This is a genomic window from Pseudomonas sp. B21128, assembly GCF_044218865.1.
Classification (GTDB): Bacteria; Pseudomonadota; Gammaproteobacteria; order Pseudomonadales; family Pseudomonadaceae; genus Aquipseudomonas; species Aquipseudomonas iridis.
Genome location: NZ_CP162590.1, coordinates 4731512 through 4753713, shown reverse-complemented (window position 1 = coordinate 4753713; position 22202 = coordinate 4731512). Strand labels below are relative to the sequence as shown.

At 57.6% G+C, this 22202-nt stretch carries 21 protein-coding genes; 8 read left to right on the top strand and 13 right to left on the bottom strand.

Annotated features, from left to right (window positions below; genetic code table 11):
* Positions 1-184: 184 nt before the first annotated feature.
* From AB4P91_RS21295 to AB4P91_RS21275, 5 genes are all read right to left on the bottom strand, one after another.
* Positions 185-1282 (bottom strand): polyamine ABC transporter substrate-binding protein, encoded by a 1098-nt coding sequence (locus AB4P91_RS21295; protein WP_395603611.1) that lies wholly within the window; start codon positions 1280-1282, stop codon positions 185-187.
* 107 nt (positions 1283-1389) lie between these two features.
* Positions 1390-2265, bottom strand: a complete 876-nt coding sequence (locus AB4P91_RS21290; RefSeq protein ID WP_150595481.1) for an ABC transporter permease subunit — start codon at positions 2263-2265, stop codon at positions 1390-1392.
* Positions 2262-3143 (bottom strand): ABC transporter permease subunit, encoded by an 882-nt coding sequence (locus AB4P91_RS21285; RefSeq protein ID WP_395593791.1) that lies wholly within the window; start codon positions 3141-3143, stop codon positions 2262-2264. The genes AB4P91_RS21290 and AB4P91_RS21285 overlap by 4 nt, the downstream gene beginning before the upstream one ends.
* Before the next feature lie 29 nt (positions 3144-3172).
* Positions 3173-4315: a polyamine ABC transporter ATP-binding protein gene (potA, locus tag AB4P91_RS21280; RefSeq protein WP_042558752.1), complete on the bottom strand. Its 1143-nt coding sequence runs from the start codon at positions 4313-4315 to the stop codon at positions 3173-3175.
* Positions 4316-4685: 370 nt separating this feature from the next.
* Positions 4686-5447: a gamma-glutamyl-gamma-aminobutyrate hydrolase family protein gene (locus tag AB4P91_RS21275; protein WP_395603610.1), complete on the bottom strand. Its 762-nt coding sequence runs from the start codon at positions 5445-5447 to the stop codon at positions 4686-4688.
* A 282-nt stretch (positions 5448-5729) separates the two neighbouring features.
* Between AB4P91_RS21275 and AB4P91_RS21270 the strand changes: the two genes are divergently transcribed.
* The 4 genes from AB4P91_RS21270 to AB4P91_RS21255 all read left to right on the top strand — a co-directional run bounded on the left by AB4P91_RS21270 (position 5730) and on the right by AB4P91_RS21255 (position 11174).
* The gene (locus AB4P91_RS21270) at positions 5730-7106 is read left to right on the top strand and encodes a glutamine synthetase family protein (protein WP_042558754.1); all 1377 of its coding nucleotides are present in this window, start codon (positions 5730-5732) and stop codon (positions 7104-7106) included.
* A gap of 253 nt (positions 7107-7359) precedes the next feature.
* Entirely contained in the window at positions 7360-8850 is a 1491-nt protein-coding gene (locus AB4P91_RS21265; protein ID WP_150596652.1) for an aldehyde dehydrogenase, read from the top strand.
* Positions 8851-8902: 52 nt separating this feature from the next.
* On the top strand, positions 8903-10186 hold the full coding sequence (locus AB4P91_RS21260; RefSeq protein ID WP_150595477.1) for an FAD-binding oxidoreductase: 1284 nt from the start codon (positions 8903-8905) through the stop codon (positions 10184-10186).
* Between the two features lie 439 nt (positions 10187-10625).
* Positions 10626-11174, top strand: coding sequence for a cupin domain-containing protein (locus AB4P91_RS21255; protein WP_042558757.1), 549 nt, complete (start codon positions 10626-10628; stop codon positions 11172-11174).
* 173 nt (positions 11175-11347) lie between these two features.
* On the opposite strand, the gene AB4P91_RS21250 is transcribed toward AB4P91_RS21255, so the two are convergent.
* From AB4P91_RS21250 to AB4P91_RS21230, 5 genes are all read right to left on the bottom strand, one after another.
* Positions 11348-12169, bottom strand: a complete 822-nt coding sequence (locus tag AB4P91_RS21250; RefSeq protein ID WP_395603609.1) for an FRG domain-containing protein — start codon at positions 12167-12169, stop codon at positions 11348-11350.
* Between the two features lie 279 nt (positions 12170-12448).
* The gene (locus AB4P91_RS21245) at positions 12449-13141 is read right to left on the bottom strand and encodes a nucleotidyltransferase domain-containing protein (RefSeq protein WP_395603608.1); all 693 of its coding nucleotides are present in this window, start codon (positions 13139-13141) and stop codon (positions 12449-12451) included.
* Complete coding sequence (locus AB4P91_RS21240) at positions 13141-14235, bottom strand: pentapeptide repeat-containing protein (protein ID WP_395603607.1); 1095 nt, start codon at positions 14233-14235, stop codon at positions 13141-13143. Before AB4P91_RS21240 ends, AB4P91_RS21245 begins: the two co-directional genes overlap by 1 nt.
* Before the next feature lie 233 nt (positions 14236-14468).
* Positions 14469-14759 (bottom strand): fructose-bisphosphate aldolase, encoded by a 291-nt coding sequence (locus tag AB4P91_RS21235; RefSeq protein WP_395603606.1) that lies wholly within the window; start codon positions 14757-14759, stop codon positions 14469-14471.
* Positions 14760-15268: 509 nt separating this feature from the next.
* Entirely contained in the window at positions 15269-15700 is a 432-nt protein-coding gene (locus AB4P91_RS21230) for a hypothetical protein (protein ID WP_150596649.1), read from the bottom strand.
* Positions 15701-15864: 164 nt separating this feature from the next.
* Between AB4P91_RS21230 and AB4P91_RS21225 the strand changes: the two genes are divergently transcribed.
* The 4 genes from AB4P91_RS21225 to AB4P91_RS21210 all read left to right on the top strand — a co-directional run bounded on the left by AB4P91_RS21225 (position 15865) and on the right by AB4P91_RS21210 (position 18526).
* Positions 15865-16254 carry a hypothetical protein gene (locus AB4P91_RS21225; protein ID WP_150595473.1) on the top strand — a complete coding sequence of 130 codons (390 nt, stop codon included), beginning with the start codon at positions 15865-15867 and terminating at the stop codon, positions 16252-16254.
* A gap of 15 nt (positions 16255-16269) precedes the next feature.
* Entirely contained in the window at positions 16270-16692 is a 423-nt protein-coding gene (locus AB4P91_RS21220) for an HD domain-containing protein (RefSeq protein WP_395603605.1), read from the top strand.
* An 85-nt stretch (positions 16693-16777) separates the two neighbouring features.
* Positions 16778-17797 carry an AbrB family transcriptional regulator gene (locus AB4P91_RS21215; protein ID WP_395603604.1) on the top strand — a complete coding sequence of 340 codons (1020 nt, stop codon included), beginning with the start codon at positions 16778-16780 and terminating at the stop codon, positions 17795-17797.
* A gap of 282 nt (positions 17798-18079) precedes the next feature.
* The gene (locus AB4P91_RS21210; RefSeq protein WP_395603603.1) at positions 18080-18526 is read left to right on the top strand and encodes a hypothetical protein; all 447 of its coding nucleotides are present in this window, start codon (positions 18080-18082) and stop codon (positions 18524-18526) included.
* Here AB4P91_RS21210 and AB4P91_RS21205 read toward each other — a convergent pair.
* The 3 genes from AB4P91_RS21205 to AB4P91_RS21195 are packed head-to-tail and all read right to left on the bottom strand — an operon-like array spanning position 18511 to position 22202.
* Complete coding sequence (locus AB4P91_RS21205; RefSeq protein WP_395603602.1) at positions 18511-19536, bottom strand: DUF2955 domain-containing protein; 1026 nt, start codon at positions 19534-19536, stop codon at positions 18511-18513. The two genes, AB4P91_RS21210 and AB4P91_RS21205, sit on opposite strands and share 16 nt — an antisense overlap.
* Entirely contained in the window at positions 19526-20656 is a 1131-nt protein-coding gene (locus AB4P91_RS21200; protein WP_395603601.1) for an HlyD family secretion protein, read from the bottom strand. Before AB4P91_RS21200 ends, AB4P91_RS21205 begins: the two co-directional genes overlap by 11 nt.
* A complete protein-coding gene (locus tag AB4P91_RS21195; RefSeq protein WP_395603600.1) occupies positions 20649-22202 on the bottom strand; it encodes an efflux transporter outer membrane subunit in 1554 nt (517 codons plus the stop codon). The genes AB4P91_RS21200 and AB4P91_RS21195 overlap by 8 nt, the downstream gene beginning before the upstream one ends.

Sequence of the window (22202 nt, the reverse complement as noted above, 5' to 3'; positions counted from 1 at the left end):
CCAGGTGAGGCCGTTCCTATGCAGGGTGCAGCGGTGGTAAGGCGCTGCGAGAACGGAAAAGCACTGCACAAAACCCGTGTGGGAGCGAGCCTGCTCGCGAAAGCTGTGGGTCAGGCAATGAATCGGTTAAGTGTGCCGACGCCTTCGCGAGCAGGCTCGCTCCCACAGTTGATTTGCGCTTGAATCACTTGCCGAGTTTCACCCGCGTCCAGCCGCGAGTCATGATCCGCTGGGTCGCAATCGGCTGATCCGGCACCGCATACAGCGTCGCCATCACCGCTTGCGAGGGGTACGAGCCCGGGTCGTTGCGGATCGCTTCGTCGACCAATGGCGTCGCTGCCGAGTTGGCGTTGCTGTAGCCGTTGCTGTTGGTGATCTCGGCGATGATGTCCGGACGCATCAAACAGTCCATGAACAGATACGCGTTGTCGACGTTCGCCGCATCACGCGGGATGGCGACCATGTCGTAGAAACTGCCGGCGCCTTCCTTGGGAATGCTGTAGTCGATCTTCACCGTGTTGCCCGATTCCGCCGCGCGGGCCTTGGCTTGCAGGACGTCACCGGAGTAACCGACCGCCACGCAGATGTTGCCGTTGGCCAGGTCCGAGATGTACTTCGAGGAATGGAAATACGCCACGTAGGGGCGGATCTTCATGAACAGCGCTTCGGCTTCCATGATGTGCGCCTTGTCCTTGTCGTTCACCGGGTAACCCAGGTAGTGCAGGGCGGCCGGGATCATTTCGGTCGGCGAGTCGAGGAAACTGATGCCGCAGGCCTTCAGCTTTTCAGCGTTTTCCGGCTTGAACAGCAAGTCCCAGGAGTTGGTCGGGGCGTTGGCGCCGAGTACTTCCTTGACCTTGGCCGGGTTGAAACCGATGCCGATCGAGCCCCACATGTACGGGAACGCGTGAGCGTTGTCCGGATCACTGGCGGCGGCATTTTTCAGCAGCACCGGGTTGAGATTCTTCCAGTTCGGCAGCTTCGATTTGTCCAGCGGCTGATAGACGCCAGCCTTGATCTGCTTGGCCAGGAAACTGTTGGACGGCACGACGATGTCGTAGCCGGATTTGCCCGCCAGCAAGCGCGCCTCGAGGGTCTCGTTGCTGTCGAAGACGTCGTAGGTCACGCGGATGCCGGTCTCGTCTTCGAACTTTTTGACGGTGTCCGGCGCGATGTAATCGGACCAGTTGTAAACACGCAGCACTTTGTCGTTGGCCTGGGCGCCCATGACGATTGCGCCCATTAAGGACAGTGTCAGCAGAGTCCTGCCAAACATTTTCATCGGTACAACTCCATTTTTTTATTCACATTACGCAAAGCCCCCTCAGCCTCACCCTCTCCCAGGGGGAGAGGGGACTGACCGAGGGGCTGATTCCAGTTCCTGCAGGGTTATGCGGTGGCGGCGCGTGGCGGCTGCTGCCACGACTCGTTCGCCGTCTGATCCATCGCTTCCTGAATCGCCCGCTTGCGATTGGCCTCAGCCTTGCGGCCGAAGTACCAGACCAGGAAAGTTACCAGCGACACCGCCAGCAGAATCAGACTCGCCACCGCGTTGATCTCCGGCTTCACGCCCAGTCGCACTGCCGAGAACACTTCCATCGGCAGGGTGGTGGAGCCGGGGCCGGAGACGAAGCTTGCCAACACCAGGTCATCCAGCGACAAGGCGAACGACATCATCCCGCCCGCCGCCAGCGACGGCGCGATCATCGGAATGGTGATCAGGAAAAATACCTTGAACGGCTTCGCGCCCAGATCCATCGCCGCTTCTTCAATCGACAGGTCCAGTTCACGCAGGCGGGCGGAGACTACCACCGCCACATAGGCTGCACAAAACGTGGTGTGGGCGATCCAGATCGTGACAATGCCACGTTCCTGCGGCCAGCCGATCAGTTGCGCCATCGCCACAAACAGCAGCAACAACGACAGACCGGTGATCACTTCAGGCATCACCAACGGCGCGGTGACCAGGCCGCCAAACAACGTGCGGCCCTTGAAGCGCGTCACCCGAGTCAGCACGAACGCAGCCAGAGTGCCGAGTGCCACAGCAGCAATCGCGGTGTAGCAGGCGATTTCCAGCGAGCGCACCACCGAACCCATCAGTTGCGTGTTGTCGAGCAGACCGGTGTACCACTTGATCGACCAGCCGCCCCACACCGTCACCAGTTTCGAGGCGTTGAACGAGTAGATCACCAGGATCAGCATCGGCAGATAGATGAACATCAAACCGAAGATCAACATGAACTTTGCAAAACCGAAGCGTTTCATCCCCGTGCCTCCATCTCTTTGGCCTGGCTGCGGTTGAACAGCAGAATCGGCACAATCAGGATCAACAGCATCACTACCGCCAGGGCAGACGCCACCGGCCAGTCGCGGTTATTGAAGAATTCTTGCCACAGCACGCGACCGATCATCAGCGTCTCCGGGCCACCCAACAGTTCGGGAATCACGAACTCGCCCACCACCGGAATGAACACCAGCATGCAGCCTGCGATGATGCCGTTCTTGGCCAGCGGTACGGTTATTTTCCAGAAATTATTGAAGTTGCTCGACCCCAGGTCCGACGCGGCTTCCAGCAGACTGCCGTCGTGTTTCACCAGGTTGGCGTACAGCGGCAACACCATGAACGGCAGGTAGGCGTAAACCACGCCGATATACACCGCCGTGTTGGTGTTGAGGATTTCGATCGAGTGATCGGTCAGGCCAGTCCACATCAGGAAACTGTTGAGCAAACCGTTGTTGCTGAGAATGCCCATCCACGCGTAAACGCGGATCAGGATCGCGGTCCAGGTCGGCATCATGATCAACAGCAGCAGGACGTTTTGCGTTTCCTTGCCGGTCTTGGTGATCGCGTATGCCATCGGGAAGCCGATCACCAGGCACATCAGCGTGCTCAGCGCCGCGACCTTCAGCGAACCGAGATACGCCGACAGATACAGCTCGTCTTCGCCGAGCAGGGTGTAGTTGCCGATGTTCAGCAGCAGCTGGAATTTCTGTTCGGCGTAGGTGTAAATCTCCGAGTACGGCGGGATCGACAGCGCAGCTTCCGAGAAGCTGATCTTCATCACCAGGAAAAACGGCAGCATGAAGAACAGGAACAGCCAGATGAACGGAATACCGATCACCAGTTTTCGGCCACTGGGCACCAGGCGCAGGAATTGCTGATTGAACGTTCTCATGAGCGCAGTACCACGCCGCTGTCGTCTTCCCACCAGACGTAAACCTTGTCGTCCCAGGTCGGTCGCGCGCCACGGCGTTCAGCGTTGGCCATGAACGACTGGACGATTTTGCCGCCCGGCAATTGCACGTAAAACACCGAGTGACCGCCGAGGTAGGCGATGTCATGCACTTTGCCTTCGGACCAGTTGTAGCGGAACTCGGGCTGGGTCGTGCTGACGAGCATTTTTTCCGGACGGATCGCGTAGGTGACCGACTTGTCCTGCACCGAGGTGCTGACGCCGTGACCGACGTAGATCTTCTGCTGCAAGTCCGGGCTGTGAATGATTGCGTGGCCTTCGAGGTCCTCGACCACAGTGCCGTCGAAGGCGTTCACGTTGCCGATGAACTCGCAGACCATACGGCTGACGGGGGCTTCATAGATATCAATCGGGCTGCCGATCTGGGCGATCCAGCCCAGGTGCATGATCGCGATCCGCTCGGCCATGGTCATGGCTTCTTCCTGGTCGTGAGTCACCATCACGCAGGTCACACCGACGCGCTCGATGATCTCAACCAGTTCCAGCTGCATTTGCGAACGCAGCTTTTTATCCAGCGCACCCATCGGTTCGTCGAGCAGCAACAGCTTTGGCCGTTTCGCGAGCGAGCGGGCGAGGGCGACACGTTGGCGCTGACCACCGGAGAGTTGATGCGGTTTGCGTTTGGCGTATTGGGTCATGTGCACCAGGCGCAGCATTTCTTCAACACGGGCGTCGATTTCACTGGCTGGCAAACGGTCTTGCTTGAGGCCGAAGGCGATGTTCTGCGCGACGGTCATGTGCGGGAACAGCGCGTAGGACTGGAACATCATGTTGATCGGCCGCTCGTACGGCGGCATGTCGGTGATGTCCACACCGTCGAGCAGAATCCGCCCTTCAGTCGGGCGCTCGAAACCGGCAAGCATGCGCAGCAGGGTCGATTTCCCCGAGCCGGAGCCGCCGAGCAGGGCAAAGATTTCGCCCTGATGGATCTCCAGGGATACATCGTCCACTGCGATGGTTTCGTCGAACTTCTTGGTGACACGATCGATTTTCACCAACACCTTTTTCGGTTGCTGATGACCTTCAAGTGCCTTCCTGTAAGTGCTGGAGGCGTTTGCCATGTGAAACTCCCAACAGGTTTCAGTGCCTGGCCAATGTGGCCTGGCTTAAGTGGATTGCAAGCCTGTAAGCACATTCCCGGGCGGATCACCGCAAAACCCTGTGGGAGGTGGCTTGCCAGCGATGAGGCCGTCACCTTCAACATAAAGGGTGACTGACCCACCGCCATCGCTGGCAAGCCAGCTCACACAGGGTTTTGCATTGATCCAACGGGTATTGCTCTTACCGATCCGGCTTGTTCGGCGCCGCCGTCCTGGCTGCCTGGGTCGTACTTGTTGTTATTACGGGTGTTGTTTTTCACGAATGACGGATGTGCGCAGGCACACCCGACTTGCGTGGGGGCAGTAAATCTTCAGGTGTTCTTTGCTGATATCAGCGCGGGTTGCGTCGCGCCGCCCGTTGCCGGCAAGCCTCACCGAAGGCCTGAAAAATCTTCAGGTAGTTCGGGTTGTCCAGCACCTGCCACTCTGGGTGCCATTGCACGCCGAGGGCAAAGGTCGGGCTGTGCTCCACCGAGATCGCCTCGATCAGACCATCCGGCGCCACCGCTTCGGCATGCAGGCCGGGCGCGAGGCGGTCGATGCCCTGACTGTGAATGGAATTGACCTGGAACTCGCCGGGCAACTCCAGCGCTTCGAACACGCCGCCGCCAAGCACCGTGACCGCATGAGCCGGTGCGTATTGCACGGCCACATCCGGGCTGTCCGCTTCGCGGTGATCGAGCATGCCCGGCAGCTCGTGCACCTTCTGATGCAGGCTGCCGCCAAATGCCACGTTCATCTCCTGGAAGCCACGGCAAATGCCCAGCACCGGAACGCCTGCCGCAATGGCTGCGCGCAATAAAGGAAGGGTCGTGGCATCCCGCGCCGGATCGTGATCCGTGCCGGGTTCGCTGGCCGGGCCTTGATAGTGGAAAGGTTCCACGTTGGAAGGCGAACCGGTCAGCAACAGACCGTCGAGTTGACCGAGCAGGTCCTCGATTTCAGTCAGGTTGCCAAGGGAAGGAATGACCACTGGCAGCCCCTGGGCGCCAACGCTGACAGCACGTACGTACTTGTCGCCGCTGATGTGATAGGGGTGCAGGCCAATCTGTTTGACGCACGCAGTAACGCCGATCAATGGCTTGAATGCCATTTTTATTCACCTCGAAGTTTGACACTTGAACGAGCTTCTCCGGAGCTTAGCGTCGTTGATTTTAATTAACAACTCCCGTGTAAAAAATTCTAAACGCCGTTCATCAAATCTTCATGATTGGCAGGCATCTGGCGCCTGTTTTGGCACGCGGGTGTCAAGAAAAGCCCTAAAAATAAAGGCTGAGCGGCAGGGTGTTCGCTATTGACTTCACTTTGCCGTTCGGGTTGACTGGCTCGGCGAAACAGCAGTGAACATAATAATTAACAGCTAAATAGGTGCATCATGTCGGTCCCTCTGCGTACCGTTCAACTCAACGAAGCAAACGCATTCCTTAAGAAATATCCTGAGGTTTTGTACGTCGACCTTCTGATTGCGGATATGAACGGTGTGGTGCGCGGCAAGCGCATCGAACGCACCAGTCTTCATAAGGTTTACGAGAAAGGCATCAACCTGCCGGCCTCGCTCTTTGCCCTCGACATCAACGGCTCTACGGTGGAAAGCACGGGCCTGGGCCTGGACATCGGCGACGCCGACCGCATCTGCTATCCGATCCCCGGCACCCTCAGCATCGAGCCGTGGCAGAAGCGCCCAACCGCACAACTGTTAATGACCATGCACGAGCTCGAAGGCCAGCCGTTCTTCGCTGACCCGCGTGAAGTGCTGGCCAACGTGGTACGCAAATTCGACGACCTCGGCCTGACCATTTGCGCAGCGTTCGAACTCGAGTTCTACCTGATCGACCAGGACAACGTGAACGGCCGTCCGCAGTCGCCGCGCTCGCCGGTTTCCGGCAAGCGCCCGGTGTCGACTCAGGTCTACCTGATCGACGACCTCGACGAATACGTCGACTGCCTGCAAGACATCCTCGAAGGCGCGAAAGAGCAGGGCATTCCTGCTGACGCCATCGTCAAGGAAAGCGCCCCGGCGCAGTTCGAAGTCAACCTGCATCACGTCTCCGATCCGATCAAGGCCTGCGACTACGCCGTCCTGCTCAAGCGTCTGGTGAAGAACATCGCCTACGACCACGAGATGGACACCACCTTCATGGCCAAGCCGTATCCGGGCCAGGCGGGTAACGGTCTGCACGTACACATTTCGATCCTGGACAAAGAAGGCAACAACATCTTCGCCAGCGAGGATCCCGAGCAGAACGCCGCACTGCGACATGCGATCGGCGGTGTGCTGGAGACCCTGCCTGCGCAAATGGCCTTCCTCTGCCCGAACGTGAATTCGTACCGTCGTTTCGGCGCACAGTTCTACGTGCCGAACTCGCCGAGCTGGGGCATCGACAACCGCACCGTTGCAGTGCGTGTGCCGACCGGTTCTGCTGACGCCGTGCGCATCGAGCATCGTGTCGCCGGTGCCGACGCCAATCCGTACCTGCTGATGGCCTCGGTGCTGGCCGGTATTCACCACGGCCTGACCAACCAGATCGAACCGGGCGCTCCGGTTGAAGGCAACAGCTACGAGCAGAACGAACAGAGCCTGCCGAACAACCTGCGCGACGCATTGCGTGAGCTGGACGACAGCGAAGTCATGGCCCGCTACATCGACCCGCTGTACATCGACGTGTTTGTCGCGTGCAAGGAGAGCGAGCTGGCCGAGTTCGAAAACTCGATTTCTGACCTTGAGTACAACTGGTATCTGCATACGGTCTGAAGATCAAAAGCCCCTCACCCTAACCCTCTCCCGGAGGGAGAGGGGACTGACCGCGTCGTCTGGCGATATTCGGCGACCTGAACGATCCAGTCGATGATGGATTCGGCAAAGATTTTTCAGGTCGGCGCAGGTATCAGGCATCCCCCGATCGGTCCCCTCTCCCCTTGGGAGAGGGCTAGGGTGAGGGCAGCGATTCCCAGCCAGACAAAGCAACCAGACCAACCCCCAATTCCCCCTTGTCGAGCTTAAAACAATGACTACAACCCGCAACGACTGGGAACAACGCTTCCAGTCCCTGACCATTGAGTCCCGCGCGTTCATCAACGGTGAATACCGCCCGGCGATCAGCGGCGACACCTTCGAATGCCTGAGCCCCGTTGACGGCCGTTTTCTGGCCTCCGTCGCCAGCACCGATGAAGCCGACGCCAACCTCGCCGTGGAAGTCGCGCGCCAGTCTTTCGAATCCGGCGTGTGGGCCAACAAAGCCCCGGCCGAGCGCAAGCGCATCCTGATCCGCTTCGCCGATCTCATCCTGCAAAACCAGGAAGAACTGGCGCTGCTGGAAACCCTCGACATGGGCAAACCGATCAGCGACTCGATGAGCATCGACATCCCGGCGACCGCCAACGCGATTCGCTGGAGTGCCGAAGCCGTCGACAAGATCTACGACGAAGTCGCGGCCACACCGCACGACCAGCTCGGCCTGATCACTCGCGAACCTTGCGGCGTGGTGGCGGCCATCGTGCCCTGGAATTTCCCGCTGATCATGGCCAGCTGGAAATTCGCCCCGGCCCTGGCGGCGGGCAACTCGTTCATCCTCAAGCCTTCGGAAAAGTCGCCGCTGACCGCGATCCGCATCGCCCAGCTGGCACTGGATGCTGGCATTCCGAAAGGCGTATTCAATGTCTTGCCAGGCTTCGGCCATACCGTCGGCAAGGCGCTGGCGTTGCACATGGACGTCGACGTGCTGGCCTTCACCGGCTCCACGGCGATTGCCAAGCAACTGATGATTTATGCCGGCCAGAGCAACATGAAACGCGTCTGGCTCGAAGCCGGCGGCAAAAGCCCGAACGTGGTGTTTGCCGACGCACCTGACCTGCGCGCCGCGGCACAAGCAGCGGCCGGCGCCATCGCCTTCAACCAGGGCGAAGTCTGCACTGCCGGTTCGCGTCTGCTGGTCGAGCGTTCGATCCGTGAGCAGTTCATTCCGTTGCTGGTGGAAGCACTGCAAGCGTGGAAACCCGGTCACGCCCTCGACCCGGCGACCACCGTCGGTGCCGTGGTCGATCAGCGCCAACTCGACAACGTGCTGCGCTACATCAGCATCGGTCGCGAGCAGGGCGCCGAGCTGATTGCCGGCGGCCAGCGCACCCTTGAAGAAACCGGTGGCCTTTACGTGCAACCGGCGATTTTCGACGGCGTGACCAACGCCATGACCATCGCTCAGGAAGAAATCTTCGGCCCGGTGCTGTCGCTGATCACCTTCGACACCGTTGAAGAAGCGCTGCAGATCGCCAACGACAGCATCTTCGGCCTCGCCGCTGGTGTCTGGACCAGCAACCTGAGCAAGGCGCACACCTTCGCTCGCGGCCTGCGTGCCGGCAGCGTCTGGGTCAACCAGTACGACGGCGGCGACATGACCGCGCCGTTCGGTGGGTTCAAACAGTCGGGCAACGGTCGCGATAAATCGCTGCACGCGTTCGATAAGTACACCGAGCTGAAGGCGACCTGGATCAAGCTCTAATTCTTTTACAGCGGCGGTTGCTGGCGTGTGCCTGCGACCCTCGGAGAACCGTATGAAACAACAACACGTAAACAGCTACTACGCCGCCACTCGCAACGAAGTCATCGACTTTCCGACCCTCGAAGAAGCGGTGGATTGCGACGTCTGCATCATCGGCGCTGGTTACACGGGGCTGTCCTCGGCACTGTTCCTCGCCGAGGCGGGCTATAAAGTCACGGTGCTGGAAGCGGCGAAAGTCGGCTACGGCGCGAGCGGGCGTAACGGCGGGCAACTGGTTAACTCCTACAGCCGCGACGTCGACGTGATCGAAGAGCGCTACGGCGACAAGACCGCGGAAATCCTTGGCAGCATGATCTTCGAAGGCGCCGACATCATTCGATCGCGCATCAAGGACTACGACATCAAATGCGACTACCGCCCTGGCGGTATCTTCGCGGCGATGAACAAGAAACAACTGAATGGTCTGGCCGAGCAGAAGAAAAACTGGGAACGCTACGGCAACCGCAATCTGAAGATGCTCGACGCTGCGGACATTCGTCGCGAAGTCGGCTCCGACGCCTACGTCGGTGGTCTGCTGGACTTGCAGGGCGGCCACGTACACCCACTTAACCTGGCCCTAGGGGAAGCGGCGGCCATCGTGAGTTTGGGCGGCAAGATCTATGAGCAATCGGCCGCGGTGGAAATCACCTACGGCGAGCCCAATGTCGTGCGCACCGCCAAAGGTCTGGTCCGCGCCAAGTACCTGTTGATCGCTGGCAACGCCTACCTGCCGCAAGGCCTCGACAACCGCGTCACTGCGAAAAGCATGCCGTGCGGCTCGCAAATCGTCGTCACCGAACCGTTAACCGAGAAACAGGCACGCAGCCTGATCACCAACAACTACTGCGTCGAAGACTGCAACTACCTGCTGGATTACTACCGCCTGACCGCCGATAACCGTTTGCTGTACGGCGGCGGCGTGGTCTACGGCGCGCGTGAACCGGATGACATCGAACAACTGATCCGCCCGAAGATTCTCAAGACCTTCCCACAGCTCAAAGACGTGAAGATCGACTACCGTTGGACCGGCAATTTCCTGCTGACCATGTCACGCATGCCGCAATTCGGCCGTATCGAGAAAAACGCCTACTACATGCAAGGCTACAGCGGCCACGGCGTCACCTGCTCGCACCTGGCCGGCAAACTGATCTCGGAAATGATCCGCGGCGATGCCGAACGCTTCAACGCGTTCGCGTCCTTGCCACACATGCCGATGCTCGGCGGCCGCACCTTTTCCGCGCCACTGACCGCTCTCGGCGCCGTTTACTACTCGCTGCGCGATCGTTTCGGCATCTAAGCTAGCAATGTTCAAAATGTGGGAGCTGGCCTGCCGGCGATGGCGCCTGTAAAGACGCCATCACTCCCACTGACAACTACAAAACCTGTGGGAGCTGGCTTGCCAGCGATGACGGCCTGACAACCTCCACAAAGCCAACTGACACAAAAGAGATCCAGCTGTGGGAGCGAGCTTGCTCGCGAAGAGGTCATATCAGCCAACATCGCCGTCGTCTGACACACCGCTTTCGCGAGCAAGCTCGCTCCCACAGTGACTCTACTACCAAGGTCAGGAGGACTTTTCCCCCGCCACCCATCGAACCTGCTGAGCAACACCACCAAACGTGATTTAATAGCCGCCTTTCACGGTTCCGGGACACGGGAGCAACGTGACCCGCGCCCCGGCGCGTCACCCGCCACCCACCCCCATCGCCCTTAAGTCGTTCTTACATAAGGCAGTCATGGATACGGGTTCTCGACTCAAACTAGTACGCGAAAGCTACAAACTCTCCCAGCGCGAGCTGGCCCGGCGTAGCGGCGTGACCAATGCCACCATCTCCCTGATCGAACAGAATCGCGTCAGCCCCTCCGTCAGCTCATTGAAAAAGCTGCTCGAAGGCATCCCGATGTCCCTGGCCGACTTCTTCACCTTCGACCAGCCGCCGCGCGAACATCAATACGTCTTCCGCGCCAACGAACAGCCCGACCTCGGCCGCCACGGCCTGCGCCTGCTGCTGATCGGCGCCTCGGTACCAAGCCGCCAGATGCGCTTGCTGCGCGAGCAATACGCACCAGGCGCGAGCTCCGGGGAAGAGCCGATTGTTCACTCGGAAGGTGAGGAGTGTGGGCTTGTGACGCGCGGGACTGTCGAGTTGACCGTAGATGGCTCGGTGAGTGTGCTGAATGCCGGGGATGGATATTACTTTCCTACGACGTTGCCGCATAAGTTTCGCAATATCGGCGCGGATGAGGCTGAGATTATTAGTGCGAATACGCCGGCGAATTTTTGATATCTGAGATGTCGAATGCTTTAATTTAAATTGCCTACTATAAATAATGATAAGTCGGTATCGCTCAGATTCCGACTTTTTAAGTGTCATTTTTAGTAATTGAGGGTTTAAAAATCTCGTTTCTCCCCAAGAATAAAGTATGCATGGCTTTAGTTTTCAAGAGGTGATATGGGTCAGTCGTGGAGGTCCTGTTTGGATTGTTGTAGGGCGCTCAAGTCGATATGGCATGTCATTGTCACTATTTGGTGCTTTCCAGAATGTACAGGGTCGTAGTTAAGGCTTTTAACCTCTGACGCGATTCCTGCAAGTCCAGGGTAGATGAAAGAAGTCGAAACTCCCATTTTTTTGAGTCTTTCTCTGAGTTGTGGTTTAAGGTTTTTATCAAAATTAATCTTAATCATGTTTTCTATTTCTAATGGTGTATAAGGGTCTTGAGGGCATGAGAAAACTGATTTTTGGTTTTGATATCTACGATCTTTGTACTTGGGTCGCACGAAAATAACTGTCCCTTGATTCGGTTGAATTGAAAATAGGCTAGCTGGGGCTTTCTTGTGTTCGGTTGTGTAATTGGCAGTCCTAAAGTCAAAGAGTTCGTATTGGTCTGTTACAGCTCTCGGGGTTATGTATATGGCTCCGTCTGTGTCGTCGTCCTTTTCTACCGCGAAGAATAACGCGACAAGTGGATTTGTTGACCAATCAAGGAGTCGAGTCGGCAGTCCATAGTGCTGAGCAAGAAACATCCATTCGAAATCATTATTTGGTGGTGTGTCTAGTTCAGGTATCGAAAGCCTCTTGAACTCTGTCATGAGCGTGTCTTCCAGCGTCGAAATATTGTTGTCCGTATATTCGCGTCTGTGGCGCCCGATAGATGGGATTAGTGGGTGGTCCTTGTTTGTTATGCCACGAAATATTAATTCAGGCCCTCCAAATTCAGTATTGAAAGCTTCACGTAAAAATAAGTTCCAGAATTCCTCTAGATGTTGATGTGTATGCATTGTTCGCTCTGCCTTGAGTTAAAAATTTAGATTGGCCGTTTCAATAGGGTAGTGATGTCGTTAAAAGTTCCGAATTTAACTGCGTGAGTTTTTTATTTTTGGTATTGGGATGTCTATTGTTAGTGCGGTTAAGGTGGCTTTTTGGGCAGCAGGTTGGTGAGGTTGCATCCTTGTGCTGAAAATTCGATTTGTGTGTGCGTCTAGTGTAGCTCGCTGCTTCTGAATATGGTGATGTCTAAGTTACGATATCTCGCGTCTTCAGTTTTTTAGTCTTCTGGTTTATGTGTAATTTTCTGAAGTTGCATCTCCCTGAACTGACTGTAACGTTTTTAGACCCATGATGTTTTCTGATTGTGCGAAGAGCCAAGCATAGTCATCGATCTTGCTCGTGCCCGATAAGTTTGGCTTTGGTTTTCCAAAAGATTGCAAGAATAAGACTAGCTCTCTTATTAGTTCGGGTCGGAAAACTGTTTCGTTTTTTCCTTGTATCAGCTTCGCTGTTCGAGGCGTGCCTGAAAACTTAGCTAGCTCTAGAGAGGAGAATACCGCGGACCTAGCCTCGGCAGATTTTGCTATCAAGATAGTGCGAACGCACCAAGCTATTCGTTTATTTAGGAGCGTGAAATTTCGAAAGTTTGACCCGGACTCAACCAGAAACCATGCGAGATCCGATGCCATGGATATTTCACGCTCGTAATCGTTTTTATATTGGAATAAATCTCGCAAGTCCGAAAGCTCAGAGTTGGTGCTGTATAATTCTTTTGCCTCCAGGCATATGTGCAATATAAACAAATCTCCATCTTTAGCTCTTTCTACGGCTAAACTTAGTGGGTAGCAAGCAATGTTAGTATTTCCGGTCACCATCATTTTATAGTCGCTATCATCGGTTATGGCAAAGAAATCAATGTCAGAATGTTCATTGCTATCGCCGCGAGCACGGCTTCCATATAGTGCTAGTGCCAAAATCGCCATTAGCGTACCCTGCAAATTCGATTCATTACTGTGGGGACGAATATTGCATACCACCAGAGTCCTAGCAGCGCGTTGGCACCATATAAAGCTTGAGTTTTCCAACCTAGGGCCGCAGTGGCGTGTTTTGTGTAGCCTACAAGTAGCGTGATGTCAAAAGATTTTATCAGTGCTAATTTCCATGTGAGTGGAGTCGTCTCTGGTTGGCCTAATATGAAGTAGGCTACAGCGAATATCGCCATCAGTACTATTCCAATGAAAGTTGCTCGGGCGAGATTTCCTCCCCAGCCATTCAGCATGCCAGAAACGCCAATTACAAACTCTTCGAGTTTGCATAGCAATATACTTCCTGCGCTGCGAATTCTGTTCGGTTTGTTGCTGTATTGATGTAGTAGTTGTTGTTGTTTTGCTTTGAGCGCTTGGAGAAGATAAACTTTCACGGACTCGTAATAGACGGAGTCCTCGGCATTTCTTTCGTTGTTTGAAAGAACTGCGCGAGCCAGTTTCATTTTTGTTTCTTCGAGTCGCATTAGTTGATAAGCAGGTGTTGTGCTGCCATTTTGACTAAGGACGTTAATGTCTGAGTTAGTGTATCCAGAGTTGATGAAATTTTCGGGATTTCCCACCACGGTGTCAAAGAGTTTGGTTTCTGTTCCCGAGAGTCCTGAGTTAGTCCAGCTGCAACTATTGAATTGGCATTGTTCAAATGTGGCTAGTGTAAATGAACATTTTTTGAATGTGCAGTTGGTGAACTTGGTTCCTCTCCAAGTAGTTGAACCTAGATCGCAGTTTTCAAAGTTATAGCTGTTAAATGCAAGGCCTGGGTCGAAGTGTCCGATAAAGTCGCAATCGGTAAATCCATAAGATTTAATCGTCCAGCCTCTGGCTCCAACTGTTGATAGCAATTTTTTAAGAGTTTCAGATTTACAAAGCGCCGCTTTAACCCCGGTTGTCTTTCGCGTATCCCACAGAAAAACGCTAGTCGTACCTTTAAATTTTGGGTCGTATATGGGCTCCCAATAGCTTTTTATACGCTTGGTTCGCGGGCCATGTACGCGATCTGTTGGTTTTGGACTATCGTTGGTTGTATCGTCCATCGCTGTGCTCGTCATCCTTGAGGGATATGTAAGTGAGTTCATTGTTAGAGCATCTTGTAAAGCTTTAAATCCAGAGTTGCAAATTTTTTAGAATTTTAGAACTTTTTCACGACCAGCGCGAGTCTGAATCATTTCATTTGGGGCCCTCGTGACATCCCGTTTTTTGTAGGACCGAATAACGATCAGATCAGAAGCCTGCAGCATCGCAGGCTTTTTAGGTTCTGGTAATCGCTCTACTCTGCGGATGCACCAAACCCACGCTGCTCAATCACCCGAAACACATCACTGACATCCTGCACCATGATCCTGGCGATGTTAGTCACGGTATTGATGTCGTGTTCAGCGTAGTCGGGAAGGCTGGTGCAGGCGATGAGGTCGAGGTATTTGAGGACGGCGTTGAGGCGTTCGGCGAGGCAGGCGTGGAGTTCGCGCAGTGGGGCGTCGGCGTCGATCAGGAGGACAGGGTGGTCGGTGGCGGGGTGGGACATGTGGGCGTAGTGGTGGAGCGGTTTTTTGATCGTCATAAGATTGCTCTTCAAATAATTAAGAAGTGCCACCTTTCTGCTGCGAAACAAATGGGTGGCAGCTGTATGCGGGTTCGCAGACCGGAGAAGAGTCAAACCGGCAGACCCGAAGGTCTCCCACACACAGCCGCCATATAACGAAACGGCGGCGAATTTTGCCACAGTTGTCATCTAGCGGTGTGTGTCACTTCTGAGGGCTGCGAAACCCATCGCCAACTGCGGTCAGCGACAGCCCCACTCTAGGCAGCAATTCCAGCCGCCACAACCGACCTGTAGGACGCAAATCCGACCCTGTGGCGAGGGAGCTTGCTCCCACTCGGTGACGCATTCGTCGTAATCCGTGGCCTGCGGCGTGTCTGGCGAAATGAGCTCGCCGGTTTGGGGCCGCTTCGCAACCCATCGGGTATGAATCCCCTCACCACAAGGGGTGTTTTCCTACGCATTTTTCAGACTTCAAATTCGGTCAAATCTCAAGGCATGGCTTTTGTTTGGTACACGGGCCACAACCATTACTTCGCCTTCCAATGCCCACCACCACTTTCACAATCAATCTTCGCCTGCCCCAAATCCTCCGCACCGTAGTAATAGGTAGTCACCTGCGCACCATCCGGGATGTTCAACGCCTTGGCGTTTTTATCCTTGCTGGTGGAGTGCGGGTTGGCGAGGGATTCCTGGGTGAGAGTGGCGATGCAAGTGGCCTGGTAGTGGTCGTCGCACTGCTGCACCTTTTTCTTGACGGCGTTGACCATATCTTTGCTTTCGTTGCTGCACGACCAGTCGATGGCGTTGACGGGCGTGCCTTCGTATTCATAGCAACTGTGGCTCGAGACGGTAGGCACAGAGGCGCTGGACGAGCGGGTTTCGACGTCGCAGCCTTCGGCCATGACGCAGGTGGGGATGACGCAGAACGTGGCGAGCAGAAGCAGGAATCGAATGTTCATCGGGCTTTCCTCTTCAAGAGCGCCGGTTCTGATCAATGTGTGGGCGCTTATGGTTTCGAGATTGCACAGGACAAGGAGGTTCAATCAGGTTTTTGATTTGCGCTGTTCGCGTAGACTGCGAAACAATCGGACACATCTAGCGCCCAAGGATTGGAATATTGCCCATGATTGAAATCGGCAGCCGCAACAACGCCCCCACGTCGCAGCACCCAACCCACGACGTCTACATTTTCAACATCGACCTGTCCCGAGCCGCCACGCCTTTCTGCTTCGAACAGTCGACGGCCGGCGGGCATGGTGGGCAGGGCGGTGCGCGCTGGTTGGCGCTGGATGAGCTGGAGGCATGGCCCGGTGAGTGGCGTGAGCATTTGAAGAAGGCTGATTGTGCCTGGGTCGCTGAGTTGATCGATGCGCATCCTGGTGTGGATCAGGTGACATTGGTGTCGATGATTCTCAAGCGTCACTCCGAGCCAGCGAAGCCAGTCGGTCGCTTGAAGGCCATTGGCGCCTGGCTCAAACGCAATATCCACGTTGGCGGCCGGTATGGCATTTAACCTGCGGAGATTCTCATGACTCAGACGCTTGAACGCGCAATCGCCATCGCCGCTGCCGCCCATGCTGGGCAGGTGGACAAGGGCGGGGCGCCGTACATTCTGCATCCGTTGAAAGTGATGCTGCGCATGACCACGCTGGAAGAACGCATCGTCGCCGTGCTGCACGATGTGGTCGAGGATTGCGATATCAGTCTGGATGACCTGCGTAAGGAAGGTTTCAGCGAAGAGGTGCTGACGGCGATCCAATCGGTGACCAAGGTGCCGGGCGAATCCTATGAGGATTTCGTCGAACGCGCCGCGCAAAACCCGATCGGCCGGGTCGTGAAACTGGCCGATCTGGAGGAGAACAGCGACCTCTCGCGGATAGCCTCGCCGAGTTGGGATGACCTGGAACGAGTCGAAAAATACCGTCGCGCAATCGCCAGGTTGCGCTCATAAAAATGATCACGCCCTTGTAGGAGCTGCCGAAGGCTGCGCCTACACGGGATCGTGTTGGGTCAGTTGAATAGCCAGGAAGGCGAATATGAAATCCATTCTGTGTCTGTTGATCGCTGCCGGTTTCGGTGCGGTATTGCAAACTCTTTGTGTACCGCACGGCTTGCTGTTGGGTTCGATCCTTGTCACGGCACTGGTCGTGACAAAATCGGGTTTCGCACCCACGACGCCTTATGGGCTGGGTTATATCCAGGTCACGTTGGGCATCGCCACCGGGCTGATGTTCGAGGCGTGGGACAGTGCGACGGCGTCGACGATGTTGCCGAGCCTTGGCGTGTTGCTGCTGTGTCTGACGGTGCAGATTGCCCTGGCCAGTTGGTGGCTGACGCGTGGGGCAGGGTGGAATCGCACGGATGCGTTGTTGGCGGTGTACCCAGGCGCGCTGGCGGCGGTATTCGATTTGCTCGAGTCGGAGAAGGCGTCGAGCAAGGTGATCATCGTGCACCTGATGCGGTTACTGCTGATCACGGTGCTGGTGAGCTTTTTAATTCCGGGGCAGGTGTCGGTTGCTGCTGTTGAAAGCGATCCGTTGACCACCGGCATGGCGTTGACGGTTCTCTCGGTAATCGGCTTGAGCGTCGTGCTCGGTCGATTGCTGCTTGTGATCGGCGTGCCCGCGCCCTTCATGCTCACGGCGATCATCATTACGGCGGTTTTCATCAAAGCAGGGTGGCTGCACGGCTTTCACATGCCGGAGTGGAGTTTGAATCTGGCGGCACTGATTCTTGGCATGCGCATCGGCGCGCGGTTTCAGGGATTGGGCGTCAGGGAATTGGGCCTGCATGGCCGCACGGCGCTGGTGTCGGTGGGGTTGATGATCGTGGTCGCGGCGGGATTTGCGGAAGTGGCGGCGCGATTTTTGGTCAGTGATCCGCTGTCGCTGTGGCTGGCGTATATGCCGGGGGCGATCGAGACGATTGCGATTGTGGCGTTCGCGGGTGGACTGAATGTGGTGTTTATCCTCACTCACCACTTGGCGCGGATGGTGCTGCTGCATTTTGCGCCGGCGCTGTTGGTGCAGGTGCGGCGGGTGCGGGAAACTTCCTGATTTGGACTGTGTCAGCTCAATCGCCGCCCTCACCCCAGCCCTCTCCCGGAGGGAGAGGGAGCCGACCGTGGTGTTTTGCGCGATGCATCGACCTGAATGACCTTATTGATTATGGATTCACAGCAAGGAATTTCACGTCGGCGTACTACTTGAATATCCCCCACTCAGTTCCCTCTCCCTGCGGGAGAGGGCTAGGGTGAGGGGGCTCTTGATCCAACACCATGAACTACACTCCCTCATTACCCCGCACCACCGCCAACCCCAGGCCCGCCGGAGGTAATCATGAATCGCCTAACGTCCATCGCGCTGATGACCGCTGCCCTCTACGCCACTCAGGCCAGCGCCGAATCCGTTGTCCCGCTTAAAGGCCAGAGCTCGCAACAAACCCAGATCGACATCAACGACTGCCACTCCATCGCTTCGTCTTCGCCGACTTCAACACCCCAAGCGGGTGGTCGTCTGAAGGGGGCCGCTGTCGGTGCCGCCGCCGGAGCAGTAGGTTCTGAAGTCCGCGGCCGTCAACACGACGAGGTTTACGACCGCGTCGACGATGATCGCAAACAGGATTACCGACAGAACCGGGCCCAGCAAACCGCTGCGGCCGGTGCGGTAGTCGGTGGCTCTCGACAGCGGCAAGAACGTCGCGCGCAGAGCAAAACCGATGCAGCGGCCAGTTCCAGTGCCTACACCGGGTGTTTGCAAGGACGCGGCTATCAGGTCACGCCCTGACGGCGGGTTCTGTGCCCTTGGAGCAGGTGCATCATCAATACGCCGTAAAGCGTAACCAGAATAAACAGGGCCATGCGCACGGCAAACGCTGTGTAGACGTCTTTGCCTGCTGCGCTGTCCTGCACTGATTGGCCGAGCAGGATGATCATCGTTATCAGGGTGTTGAGCCAGAACCCCGGGCTGAGTTGCGTCGGGCTGAGGCGATAGAGTTTGCGCGCCAGCCATAGCCCGATCAGCAGCGTCCACAGAAAGAACATCCACAGGTGCACGAAAAGGCTTAATCCGCACCACACCAGCACCGCCAAAACGCCGGCGAGCAGGGTCGAACCGAGCAGTTCACGCCCCGCGTGATGAGTGTTGGTCGTGGAGCTTTGTTGGCCGAGGCTGACAGCTTTGAGGATGATCGGCAGGTAGCTGGCCGGGTCGCTCAGGGCCAGCAAAAAGGTTGGCAGCACGATCAACGTGGCGCGCAGGGCCACACGCGGGACTTCGTCGCCGGGCATGGCGGGCGGCTTGGGTGGGAGGGGGCTGTTTGCCGGTTCCGGGAATAATGCGTGGCTGACGCCGACCACCGCCACCGCCAGCGACAGGCCTTTGACCAGCGCACCAATCACCGCCATCGCCAGATCGAATTCGGCGAACCCGGCGGCGGAGATCATGGTCATGCCGATCACCAGAAAGGTCACGATCAACGGGTTGCCGCCGCGCAAGCCAAAGCGGAACACCAGAAACAGACCGAGGCCGATCAACAACACGCCACTCACCGGGTAGTAACGCAGCAGCGGCATCAGCAGCAGCCCGATGCTGGTGGTGAGCGCCGCGACCAACGCCAGCACCAGCGCACCTTTGAGCGGCAATGGCCGGGGCAGACTGGCCAGCAACAACACCGCCAGCACCGGCGAAATAAACGCCAGCGGCAGCGCCAGCGCATAACTGACGGCGGTGCACAACGCGGTGCCGAACGCCAGGCGCAACGCCCGTTGCGCCGGGACGCTGTGCTCAGTAGGCATACGACAGCCAGCTCATGAGCCCGACAAACAGCCGCCCCAGCGGATTGAGCGGGTTGCCTTCGCTGGGGAAGGCCATGACTTCAGCCTGACCACCGGCACGGATCGCGCGGTTGTCCACCAGGCGTTTTTTCGCCTCCTCAGTGAACTCGATAATCACCGGGAAACGCTGCGCCGGACGCAACCAGTCGCGGCTGTTCTGGATACTCGGCAAGGTGCCCGGCGCTGGCGTCTGGCCGACGCTGACGCCATAGCCGACGCTGCGCACTCGGCCATCGAGGACTTCGCCGGGCAGCGCGTCGAGGACGATGGCCACCGGTGTTCCGGGTTGCACGCGGCCGAGGTTGTTTTCGGTCAGATCGGCGCTGATCCACACATCATGAATGGCGATCAAGGTCATCACCGGGCTGCCGACAGCGGCGAACTGGCCGACATCGGTGCGCAGGTCGGTGATCAATCCGGCCGAACGTGCGCCGATGCGAGTGTTGGCCAGATCCAGTTCGGCTTTGGCCAGTGCCGAGGCCGCGCTGCGCAGCTGCGCGTTGGTGTCGGTGTTGCCACCTTCCTGCTCCTGCGCGCGCTGCACTTCGGCGCGGGCGGCGGCGACCTGGGCGACCGCCTGTTCGCGGTTGGCTCGCGACACTTCGAGCAAGCGCACGGAGATGGTGCCCGGATCCTGTTTGTACAAGCCTTCGAGGCGTTGATTGTCTTGCCGCGTCTTGAGTTCGTTGGCTTGCGCGGCGCGCAGCGAGGCTTGCGCCGAAGCGATGCCGGCGGTGCTGGCGCCGACCTGACGGCGGGTCGATTCCAGATCGGCTTTCGCCCGATCCACGGCGATTTGCAGCGGCTGCGGATCGAGTTCAAAGAGCACGTCGCCAGCCTTGACGTCTTGGTTGTTGCGCACGTTGACCCGGATCACCCGGCCGGCGACTTCCGCTGCGACCGGAATCACGAATGCGCCGACCCGCGCCTGCTGGGTGTAGGGCGTGTAGCGGTCGGCGAGCAGGTACCAGGCCAGGCTCAGCACAATCAACAGCAGCACCCAGCGGATGCCTTTTTTTGCCGGATCGGCCGGAGCTGGCGCGGGAGTCGGAGCCGGGGCGGGAGGTGCGGCGTCAGTCATGGCGGCGGTCCTGCGACGGGAGTGGATACAGCGGTTGGGCGGGCGGCGCGGTGAGCAAGTCGCCCCAATTAGTGCGTTGTTGCATCTGTTCGCGGGTCGGTTCGTCGATCTGCGGCGAAGTGCTTTGCCAACCGCCGCCAACGGCTTTGTAGAGGGCGACCAGGTTGCTCACGGCATTGCTGCGACTGACCAGATAGTTGTCCTGCAATTCCAGCAGCGCGCGTTGCGCGTCGAGCACGCGCTGGAAGTCCGAATAGCCTTCGCGGTATTGCGTGTTGGCCAGCACCAGTGAACGCCGCGCGGCGCCTTCGGCCTCTCGCAGAATCCGCTCGCGTTCCAGCGCTTTGCTCAAGCCACTGGCGGCGTCGTCGGCCTCGCGTGCGGCTTGGCGGACCTTGTCGCGATAGGCTTCGATCAGTTGCTGCAAGCGTGCGTCCTGCACCCGGATGTTGTTGCGGATGCGCCCGTAATCGAAGAGGTTCCAGCGCAGGCTCGGCCCACCGATCAGGTCGAGGCTGCGCGGCGTGGCGCTGAGGGAGTCGGTGGACCAGACGATGCTGCCGAGCAAGGTCAGCGACGGATACAGATCGGTTTCAGCGACACCGACCAGCGCCGATTGCGCAGCGACATTCAGTTCCGCCGCGCGCACATCCGGACGGCGCAGCAGCAGGTTGGCCGGTACGTCTTGCAGCACGGCGCGATCCACCAATGGAATCAGCCCTGATTGTTCGGCCAGCAACGCCGCGCCACCGGGCGGCTGGCCAACCAGCACCGCCAGCGCATTGCGCGTGCGCAGCAGCTGATCTTCAAACGCCGGGATGCTGCTCAGCGTGCCAAGGTATTGGGTTTTCGCCTGCTGCAGATCGAGTTCGGCGCTCTGGCCGCTGTTGAAGAGTTGTTCGGTGATCTCGAAATTACGCTTCTGCTGTACAGCGTTTTCCCGGGCGACGCGCAGCCGCGCTTCAGTGGTGCGCAGGGAAAAGTAGGTGTCGGCGACTTGTGCACGCAGCAATACGAGGGCGTCTTCGTAGTTGGCTTGCGCGGCGAAATATTGCGCGTCGGATGACTCGATGGCGCGACTGAAGCGGCCCCAGAAATCCAGTTCCCAACCGACATCAAACGCGGCGCTGTGCTGCCAGAAGTGCAGATCCTGCGGATTGTTGCCGCCAGACTGGTGACGGTCGACATACAGGCTGTCGACGCCGACCTGTTGCAATTGCGGGTAGCGGCCGCTTTCGGCGATGCCCAGTTGTGCGCGGGCTTCGAGAACTCGCAGGCCTGCGATTTTCAGGCTGCTGTTGCGCGCATCGGCTTCGCTGATCAGGCGATCCAGCGCCGGGTCACCGAAGACCTGCCACCATTGGCGCAGATCGGGATGGGCGGCGCGTTCACTGGCCTGCTCCAAAGCCGTGCTGTTCCATTGTTTGCTCCATGCTTCGGCGGGCGGCTGGAAATCCGGCCCCAGGCGCACGCAACCGCCCACACTCAAGACACCGAGCAATAACAGATGACCGGATCGCGTCAGCAGTGCTGTTGTTGCAGGCAT